This is a genomic window from Microvirga calopogonii, assembly GCF_003347665.1.
GTDB lineage: Bacteria > Pseudomonadota > Alphaproteobacteria > Rhizobiales > Beijerinckiaceae > Microvirga > Microvirga calopogonii.
On sequence record NZ_QDGA01000150.1, the window covers coordinates 1 to 9752 of the forward strand.

Sequence of the window (9752 nt, forward strand, 5' to 3'; positions counted from 1 at the left end):
CGCGGCATCGGTGCCGCGATTTCAAAAGGCTTGAAGGACGCGGGCTACAAGGTTGCCGCGAATTACGGCGGCAATGACGAAGCCGCCAATCGGTTCAAGACGGAGACCGGCATTCCGGTCTTCAAATTCGACGTTTCCGATGCAGCATCCTGCGAGAGCGGCATCAGGTCCGTCGAAGCCGAACTCGGCCCGGTCGACATCCTGGTCAACAACGCGGGCATCACCCGCGACGGCATGTTCCACAAGATGACCTACGATCAGTGGTCTGCCGTCATCCGCACCAATCTCGATTCCATGTTCACCTGCACGCGCCCCGTGATCGAGGGCATGCGCGAGCGCGGTTTCGGACGCATCATCATCATCTCGTCCATCAACGGCCAGAAGGGCCAGATGGGGCAGGCGAACTATTCCGCTGCGAAGGCAGGCGTGATCGGCTTCGCCAAGGCGCTGGCGCAGGAGAACGCCAACAAGGGCGTCACCGTCAACGTGATCGCGCCGGGCTATATCGCCACCGAGATGATGAAGGCGGTCCCCGAGGAGGTCCTCAAGTCGAAGATCCTGCCGCTCATTCCGGTCGGCCGTCTCGGCGAGGCGGAGGAAATCGCCCGCGGCGTGCTGTTCTTGGCCGGCGATAATGCGAGATTCATCACTGGCTCGACCTTGTCGGTGAACGGCGGACATTATATGGTCTAGAACAAAGTAATAATCCTGCTGCGGGTAAACGTTCATGCTGCGGTAAACACGCCTCGTGCAAATACCGGCTTGAGTGATGTTAGCATAGCCGGTTACCAGAGAACTTCGGTAAAAGTCACCTAATCGCTCTGCGAGCCATCAGCTTGCGTCTGGCTAAACGTGACGAACTCTCTTTCCCTATCCGTCGTCACACGCAAAAACGTCGTGAGCTGGAGCGGCCAGAAGCCCCTTTTGGAAGGCTAATACCTGATGAGCAACGCCCGCGATTTTCAGCTTGCGCCCTCCCTGGCTCGTCTGATTGAAAAGGAGCGAGGAGGCTACCACATCCGGCAGGGCTACTTTCCGGATCGCCCGGACCGGGACATTTATGTCCAAGTCGAGGGGGAGGCGGGTCGGCTCATCCTGGTTACCAGCCATCCAACCGGGCGTATCGAGGAGGCCACGGACATTTCCTGCGCTCAAGCCGAAACTCTATTGGAGTTGGCCGCTGGACGAGTGGAGTACTTGAGCATCAGCCTGAATATCGGCCTGGAAACGGTCGCTCTCCGCCGCTTCGTCAAGCCAGGACCACTGGATTTGATTACTGTCACGGCAGAGCCAAGCAAGCCGACGCATATGTTTCAGCCGTTGGCCTGGTTTGGTCCTGAAGTCACGGGGGACTCTGCTTACCAGACCCGCTCCATAGCTTTATCCGGGCTACCCTCAGCACTGGAGGTTGAGATCACAGATGCGGCACTCAACAGTCTGCTCGATATCCTCAGTAGTCACCTCGGAGTATTCCAGTCGCAGGAAGCGGCTCCTCAGCTGTCTGCCACCTACAAATCAGCTGAGGCTAAGATTGGGGAAGATGAGCAGGGCCGGGAGGCTCTTGTAATCAGAGATAGCATCATCCGGGATCTCGCCCGTTCCTTTTCCCTTCCCCCGTACTGAAACGTCCAACAAGCGCTCACTTTTGGCTTTGGTGTAATTTTACGCTATTGGAGCTGCCCGGCCTAGTGGACACCTAAATCCCGACACTACGATTGCACCGTCCGGATATGGGCTCATAATCGCCTAATCTGACCCAAGAGGCTGCCATGACGGGTGTGGCCGTCGAGCAGGTACTCGAATTCTGGTGCGTAGAATTGCATCGGGTCGAACCTCACCTCAAATCTCTGTTTGCCCATCCCAGCATCGCAGCTTCCGCGGCGGCCCTCCTCGATGGCCTGCTCAAAAATGCCACGGTGCTTTATGCCTCTCGTCGGATGGTCCGGGCAAATCCCTTTTCTCGATGGCCCTCCCGATGCCATCGATGCCATCAATCGCGTCTCCGCTGATCGCCGAAGTCCCGCGGAATCATCAGTCCTTACCTGCGTGCTGCGACCTTTGAAAGCGTCGATCTCCTGGCGGTTTCTACGTCCCCGAGGATGGTTCCAGAACGCCAGGCGCACGCCGGATCGCACCATTGAGGGGCTGTGTTGCGCCAGCCGCAATAGCGCCGAAGGCCCGCGATTCCGCAACGACGACATGCCGAAAGGGACTCAAAGAGTGACGCAACGTTGCAACCCGCTATGAGAAGACCACCCGATCCTTCATGGGCGTGCTCTGTCTCGCCGCCACTCTCGACTGGATCAAGCGCTAACAGGCCATAATAGTTCAAAGGATCTGCTTCAGCAAAGCTCGCCAACAGAAGCCAGGGAGCATGAGAGAGTAGGAGCCGCCTAACGAGCTTTCCTCAGGCTACTTTCGCAAATCGGATGACGCTCTTACCAATGTTCTGGTTTTTCAGCATGGCAGGTGAGGGAGGAGCGATCTGGTCAGATCCATGATACCTAGTGGCCTCATGAGGACTTAGTCGCAAACTTGGCGCCGAGACGAGAAAGAGGAGAATTTGACCCGCTCATGCGGCGAGACGATCGAATTGCTCCGCAGAGGCGAAATAGGAATTGTAGGCGTACTCGCCTGTCCTTTGCGCATCAAGTGGACTATCTCGAACCCACCCAGGCTATGCTAAGAACGGCCCATGAGCGAGGAGTGGAGGTCGAGGTCCGTGAGGGAGGTGATCGTCCAGAACGGGTGGCACGGCAGGTGTGGTAAGGGGGCGGACTTTGGCCAGCACCATGCATCTGAAGCTCCTGTTCGGCCAGTCAGCGCCGGAGAAGATGCTGCCGCCGGAGTTTCTCGCCCGCATCTGGCGCTGGAAATCAGGACCGGGCACCTTCCGCATGAATGTGACGCTCTCTGAACTGCCGGGCTTTATTGCGGTGGCATATGGCTAAGTGCTGCTGGAACAAGGCCCCTGCGGGCGAGGGGGGCGGTTCGGTCGAGCAGTGCCGAGAGAAACGGGGCAGTGCATATCCGCGGCGCCTTCTTCGCGCAATAGCCATACTGGGGTGAGGCTCTTGTCGATTCGCATTCATGATCGAACTTGCGGACGCTGATAGGTCTACGACATAGCTGAGGCTGCAATGCAGAAATGTCTATGTCAGATGAGACTGCCAAACCATTTCCACGCCGTCTTTCCGCGCGTAACGAAACTAGAATCGTCGACCGAATGGGTTCCGCCAGCTGGAGCTCCCTCTAGCGCGAATATGCTTAGCATGGCTGACGGCGGGTCTCAAGGAACCCTCCATGTATTTGCATTTCGTGTGTGACTTACGTCCTCCACAGTCTCGCACAAAATGCACAAATCGGCGTCCGAGTTGTGAAGTGCAAGTCGACAGCTTCCGCAACTCGCGGGGGCTTAAACCCGGCAGCCTCTCCACTTCGCCAACTGAAAAATTGTGCGGACAATCTGACCTACCTCGGTGCTTCTCGTTCGGCACCAGCGACCGAGGTAGACCACGGTCGGTATCTCGGGTGACGAAGCGACCTCGGTTCGCAGACGCTATACACAGAAGCGCCTGCTGCAGGCGAACCGTTCGTCACAATCGAACAGCACGGCGTGGACGAACGGTCATGCTCGGGTCGGGGCGTGAGGTGGCAATGAGGGCCGACATCAAGCTCCTCAATGAGGTGGCGAGCCAGCCCCAGTGAAGGTAACATCGCGTCATGCATCAAGCGCTGGCGGCGCTCCTCCAATGCAACCGCAGGTGGGCCCTCCAACTGGAGCCTAAAAGGAGATTAGGAGCAATGTGCCTGCATAGGGCAGAGGCTATGGCAAGAGGCCTCTACACGATTCGGGAGGTATGGGGCTAGGATTGAGAGCCTGACCAGCTGAAAGGGAGATTCCGCGCGGAGCCTAGGGCTGCGGTTGCCGTACTTGATCAGCATGACAGGAAGGATCACGCCCTCAGTTCAGCTCGACCGCTCGCGCCGGACGGCCCTCGGTTCAATCGAATCCGCTCCGCCGCTTCCACGCAGCCGCAACATGCTCAAAGGGCAGATTTCGAAGCGTCGGCGAGGGCCTCCTTCGCGTCCAATTGCATTGGATTCATGGATGAGTGCTATCCAAACAATGAATTTTACCAGTGCCGCTGCTGCAGCTAAAAGGAACTTGAATTTGAGCGGAGGCGAGTCCTGCAGGATCCGATGCCACCAACCCGGCCGGCCTCGTGGTTGATCGAAGACGAGATTGTCGTGGCAGGCACGCAGAAGCTGAACTTGACGCGGCAAGAGGAGGTGCAGCAGTCTTTCTCGCCAATAAAACCACTTGCGGTTGTAGTGGCGGCAGCGAAGGGAGGTAGTATTCTAGCAAATGACGCTGTGCCTGCCGGCTTCACCTGCCCGAACCTGACGATGAAGGCCAACATGATCGGAGGGTGATTTAGACGTGGCGTTGAGAAGCTTCTCTTCCTCGCATCGATTTGCATCTATCCGAAAGTCACTTCGGGGAGCGCAAAAAATTCGAATATGCGTCTCTTAAGTTTTAGCTGTATGCCGAAGTAGTCGGGCGGGTCAGCATACGTTTCTGCCAGATTAGCTCATCAGGGAGTTGGCGCACGCTATTCAACGGTGCCAGGTGTGTACAAGCGCGAGCTCAAACAGTCCGCTGGGGTGATGATCGGGCGGCTGTTGCCCTGATCCAACTCAGACCAAGAAAGTGGCATGCGAATGGTGAGGCTCCTCGAGTGAAGGTCTGGCTCTCCGCACGGGCGGTCGGATGTCAGCAGTTCCGATACAGGTGTGAGATCAACGATCCCATAGATCATTCTTGAGCGGCGGCGCTTCGGACGCAGAATCTTCGCGTGTACGAGTGGGCAAGTGATCGAAAGTAACTGTCAAGACGAGACGCATGCGAGTGCTCGAGAGACGAACTGCTGATTTCAGCTGGGGAGCGCCCGTTTGACCTCTGCTTTTTAGGAGATGTCATGTTGAACCGCCTTATGAACGAACGGCCAGGTATGGTCCTTGATCTATGTCTCTTGATCTCTGCCGGTTCATCTACGCTCACGGCGATCTATCTCTGCTCTCAATTGCCATAAGCAGGCCTGTAGCATGGCAGCATTTCGTCACATACAGCCAGATAAGGTGGAACGGAGATACGAGATCAAGCCCAAGGCGCGGGCCCGGTTCAGGTTCGCCCTCGATGGCAGGCTGTCCGATGCCGATGGATGGAGACGTCAATGATGCAATTCCGATTGTCTTCTCGAGGGCACCCGCGCACGAAGGGCTGCGATACCGGCTCTTTCAAACTCAGCATTCTTCGCGCCTATGTTCAGCTCACCGCCGTGCTGGATCGGGCCAGCGGCGCGAAAACGGCCACGTTGGTGCGGTTTGGATTGGTCGAGGTGGGGCTAAGCGAACTGACTCAGGTAGAAGACGCGGTGACTCGGTTCCCACCATACTGGCTGGAGGTTTACTCCCATTCCACCGGTATAACTCTCGACAGCTACGGCTACTTCACCCTCGATAAGCCCGTGCTGGCTGCTGCTGCCGACCTCATCTGCGCGGCCGAGCGGATCGCTGCGCCCGTGGCTGGGGCTCATTGCTTCGCTGCGGCAACACTCATGGAGCCCCAAGGCAGCGCAGGGGTGCGACCGTGAGCATGTCGGGCAGAATTTGTCTCCAGTCTTGTGAATCGCAGGCCAGCGGCCTGCACCGGTCTCCCTGTCAGCCCCGCTGGCAGCGGAGGAGGTGGCCTCCGTCTCGGTCACCTTATCTCCCTCTTACAGGGAGATGTCCTCTGAGACGGCCCTCCCAACCTTGGGCTCGCTCGGCATCGCCGCGGCGAGCCCCTTTTGGGTTGCAGAGGACGGGCACGCCTCGCGAGTGCGACACCAGGGACAGACTGCTCACGGATAATGTTGGGACCGTGAGCTTCCTGGGCAACCTCCTTCGGAACCGGATCGACTCGCCGTGTCTGCAGCATGGGGTACACCCCGCGCGATGGCCGCAGCCTAGAAGGTCAACTTCGGTTACCGCGTAGCTCGCCAAACCGCTGTGCACGACCAGATGAGCTGGGTCGATTGCGTCGGAGCATGTCGACCTCCGATCACGCCCTAGCGACATCTCCGATCAGCATCAGCGTATGACTGCCAAGATGCCGACGCTCAAGGTCATAGGATTCTGCCATGTCACTTTCCTCTCGTTGTTCAAGTCATCGGGCCAATCACCTACTGTCAACGCTGCTATCGGACGATTTCGCCTTTCTTGAGCCACACCTTCAACTGGTCGACCTGCACCGGGGCACGGTGATCTATGATGTTGGCGACCGCATGCCCTTCATCTACTTTCCTCACGAGGCGATTGTCTCGCTCGTGACTGTTCTGGCCGATGGCAAAACCATCGAGATGGCGAAGCTAGGGGGAGAGGCCATGTTTGGCCTCGCCAGTGCCCTCATTACGCGCCGTTCGCTAGGGCGCTATGTCGTGCAGAGCACCGGCAGGGCCTCGCGCGTTGACACCGAAGTCCTGTATCGGGGGTTTGTGGCGCGCCCGACGCTCCGTGACCACGTCCTTCGGTTTGCGGAGGACTTGCTGGCGCAGACGCTGCACTCCATGGCTTGCAATGCTCTGCACAGTGTGGAGGCGCGTTGCTGCCGTTGGATCCTCACGATGCAGGATCGCACGAGCCAGGACGTCTTGCCACTCACTCATGAACACCTGTCGCGCATGATGGGTGTGCAGCGCTCAACCATCAGCGCGGCCATGCACGCCCTCCAGGCCGCTGGTGCGATCCGCCAGGGACGCGGGGTCGTCACGGTCATTGACCGGCGCGGCCTCGAACAGACTGTATGCGGATGTTATGAGATCATCCGTCAGCAGTCAAAGCAGGCGCAGTGCCCTGAAGTGCGAATCTAATCACGCGAGAGCAAGAGGGGCTCCATGGTGACAGGCATCATCGTGAGGGCTATGAACACCCTCGCACCGAAACTCCGCTTCATTTTGCAGCGCGAGGCCATTCGAGCGTCCATCGTTCACCTCCTGCACGAGCAATCACGATGCGGAGCTCGCCCCCGTTCTCTTTGAGGACGGTACCAGCGTCGTTCCGTTCGCTGCCCTGGCCCGGTTGTACACCCTGTGCGCGGCGCGCACGCGCTGCCCGCATTTGGGACTGCTGGTCGGCCGGCGGGCCACCACTCGGACCGTGGATCTGGACTCCCCTGTCCGAATGATGAATGAGGCTGGTTCGCCGCAGAGGCTGCCGCTCGTGGAGAGCCTGCTCGAGAGCATCAAGCACGAACTCGGCCCGGGCCGAGCGTGACACGCGCCAGCCCACGATCTTGCGAGCGAAGGCGTCGATCACGAAGGCCACATAGACGAAGCCCGACCAGGTCGCCCCATAGGTGAAATCGCTCACCCACAAGGCGTTCGGCCGCGGCGCCGTGAACTGCCGGTTGACCCGGTCACGCGGGCAAGGGGCGGCGGCGTCACTGACCGTCGTCCGGATGCTCTTGCCGCGCACCACACCCTTCAGGCCCATCTGCCGCATCAGCCGGGCGACCGTGCAGCGCGCCACCTCGATGCCCTCGCGCTGCAGCTGGCGCCAGACCTTGCGCACGCCATAGACCCCGAAGTTGGCGGCAAAGACCCGGCGGATCTCCCGGCTGAGGTCGGCGTCCCGGCGCTCGCGGGCCGGTCGGCGGTCGGGATCGGCCTTGCGGGCGGCGTGCTCATGGTAGGTCGACGGGGCGATCGGCAGCACGCGGCAGATCGGCTCGACCCCGTAGACCTCACGATGCTCGTCGATGAAGGCCTTCATGGCTTGAAGCGGCGGTCGAGCTCCGCCTGGGCAAAATACGCGCTGGCCTTGCGCAGGATCTCGTTGGCCTGGCGCAGTTCCCGCACCTCTCGCTCAAGCGCCTTGATCTTCTCCTGCTCCGCGCTCGTCGGGCCGGGGCGAAGGCCCTGGTCGCGCTCGGCCTGCCGCACCCAGTGGCGCAGCGTCTCACGCGAGCAGCCGATCTTGGCCGCAAGCGACAGGATCGCCTCATACTGTGAGGCGTACTCGTCCCGGTGCTCGAAAACCATCCGGACCGCCCGCTCGCGGACCTCTGGTGAATACGGGGGTGTTCGCTTTGTCATGGCTCCATCCTGTCAGGAGTTGGAGCCTCCGGGAATCCCGGCGCGGTTCACAGCGTGGCGTCCGTCTTAGGGAAGAGCCACCGGCCGGTGTCCGGATGGCGCGCCACGACAATGGTTCCATTGTGGATGCGGCGGTGGATCCAGTGCGGCGAGACAGCGAGTTCACGCGCGAGTTGCGCCACCGTCCAGCAGCCTGGAACCGTGCGCGGGCACGACAGCCACGGCGCGCGCAGAACTCGATGGCGCAAGCGGATCACCTTGACGGCATGCGCCGCCAGCGGCGCGCATCGAGCGGACCGAACCCCTCCGTTACCAACAGGGCCGCGATGGCGTCATCGTCCATGCCAGCGCTGTACCGCCCGCAGTTTTTGAGACACCGGATTGAAGCCTACGCGGCGAGGGCCGCGGATGGAAGCTGGTTGTGCCGGACGGCTTTCGGCGTCTGAAATCCGTGCCGGGCTATCAGCCAGGTGGAGTTGTAGGTTTCTCGGAAGGTCAGCAGCGCCTGGCGCAACTCCTCGATGGTTTCGAACGAGCGCACCCACAGCAGGTTTTCCTTCAGGGTGCGGATGAACCGCTCCGCACAGCCATTGCCTTCAGGAGCCTGCACAAAGGCCGGCGAACTCTCGATCCCAAGGAACCGCAACTCGTCCTGGAATGCTCGCGACATGTATTGGCTGCCATGGTCGTGCCGGATCGACAGGCCTGAAGCAATCCCTTTGCTAAAGCCGCCAAAGTGCTCGCGTACGCCCTGGCGCAGCGGCTCGAGAGCTTCAAAGCGGGTGGCTTGGCGACTGGCATGAATGCCGACGCACTCGGCACTGTAGTGATCGACCGCCACGAACACGGCAGCTTGCCCTTCGCCAGTCCAAGCGGTGGTCATGTCGGTGCCCCACAGGGTGTCGATGGTTGCCGGAATGATCGTGCCGTCGTGGTTGCGCGGCCCACGCGGCGCCCCCATCCGGGACGGCGCCAGCAGGTCGTGCTCGCGCATCAGCCGCAACACACGGCGGAGCGAGGTGCGGATGCCCTTCAGGCGCAGGCGGGCCCAAACTTTCCGATGCCCCTCGCCATGGAACGGACTGGCGGCCAGGACGGCACGGATCTCGGTTGTGAGCACTGGATCGGACAGCGGTCCGACCGGGCCGCGGCGCCGCCGGTCCGTCTGCGGCTGACGCTGCCGGTAGACGCTCGCCCGGGCCACGCGCCAGATCCGGCAGACACGCGCCAAGCCATAGGGCCGGCCGCTGCTCGGCGAGAGGGCCCGGCTCATCGCCTCGACCTCCTCTGAGCTAAAGGGCGGCCGCCCTCCAGAAGGGCAATCTTGGCCTCCAGCAGCTCACGCTCCAGCAGCATCTCGCCGAGCCGGGCCTTGAGCCGCTCAGTCCCCAGCGCCTCACCGGTGGCCAGCCGGGTGGCGAGACTGGCCTCGCCGGCTGCCAGGAAAGCATCGCGCCAGCCGCTCAGCGTGGCGGCCGTCACGCCCAGGGAGCGCGAGACCGTGTCCAGATCCTCACCGCGCAGCAGCCGCAGAACCGCCTCGCGTTTGCGCTGGCGCGACATGCGCCCACCACGGCCCGGACCGGCCGCATCCTTCATCATCTCTGTCATCAT

General features: G+C 60.8%; 6 protein-coding genes, 3 pseudogenes and 1 other annotated feature. Of the genes and pseudogenes, 6 read left to right on the forward strand and 3 right to left on the reverse strand.

Annotated elements, in window-relative coordinates; all coding sequences use genetic code 11:
- The 6 genes and pseudogenes from phbB to DDF70_RS33895 form a co-directional block, all read left to right on the forward strand.
- Positions 1-693 (forward strand): acetoacetyl-CoA reductase (gene phbB / locus DDF70_RS33865; protein WP_114948961.1); only part of this gene is annotated, 693 nt, incomplete at its 5' end.
- 249 nt (positions 694-942) lie between these two features.
- Positions 943-1623 carry a CYTH domain-containing protein gene (locus tag DDF70_RS33870; protein ID WP_114948962.1) on the forward strand — a complete coding sequence of 227 codons (681 nt, stop codon included), beginning with the start codon at positions 943-945 and terminating at the stop codon, positions 1621-1623.
- 601 nt (positions 1624-2224) lie between these two features.
- A pseudogene (locus DDF70_RS39420) lies at positions 2225-2314 on the forward strand (IS5-like element ISMex42 family transposase); the annotation flags it as partial.
- 466 nt (positions 2315-2780) lie between these two features.
- Positions 2781-2951, forward strand: a complete 171-nt coding sequence (locus DDF70_RS37265) for a hypothetical protein (protein ID WP_162820870.1) — start codon at positions 2781-2783, stop codon at positions 2949-2951.
- Between the two features lie 2286 nt (positions 2952-5237).
- Positions 5238-5657, forward strand: a complete 420-nt coding sequence (locus tag DDF70_RS33890; RefSeq protein ID WP_114948965.1) for a hypothetical protein — start codon at positions 5238-5240, stop codon at positions 5655-5657.
- Between the two features lie 528 nt (positions 5658-6185).
- Positions 6186-6914 (forward strand): Crp/Fnr family transcriptional regulator, encoded by a 729-nt coding sequence (locus DDF70_RS33895; protein WP_114948966.1) that lies wholly within the window; start codon positions 6186-6188, stop codon positions 6912-6914.
- Positions 6915-7206: 292 nt separating this feature from the next.
- Here DDF70_RS33895 and DDF70_RS33905 read toward each other — a convergent pair.
- From DDF70_RS33905 to DDF70_RS33910, 3 genes and pseudogenes are all read right to left on the reverse strand, one after another.
- Positions 7207-8138 (reverse strand): annotated as a pseudogene (locus DDF70_RS33905) (IS3 family transposase); the annotation flags it as partial.
- Positions 7741-7857: a sequence feature (AL1L pseudoknot), on the reverse strand. Its footprint overlaps the pseudogene before it by 117 nt.
- A 47-nt stretch (positions 8139-8185) precedes the next feature.
- Positions 8186-8386, reverse strand: a complete 201-nt coding sequence (locus tag DDF70_RS37270) for a MerR family transcriptional regulator (RefSeq protein WP_162820871.1) — start codon at positions 8384-8386, stop codon at positions 8186-8188.
- A gap of 140 nt (positions 8387-8526) precedes the next feature.
- Positions 8527-9752: pseudogene (locus DDF70_RS33910) on the reverse strand (IS3 family transposase).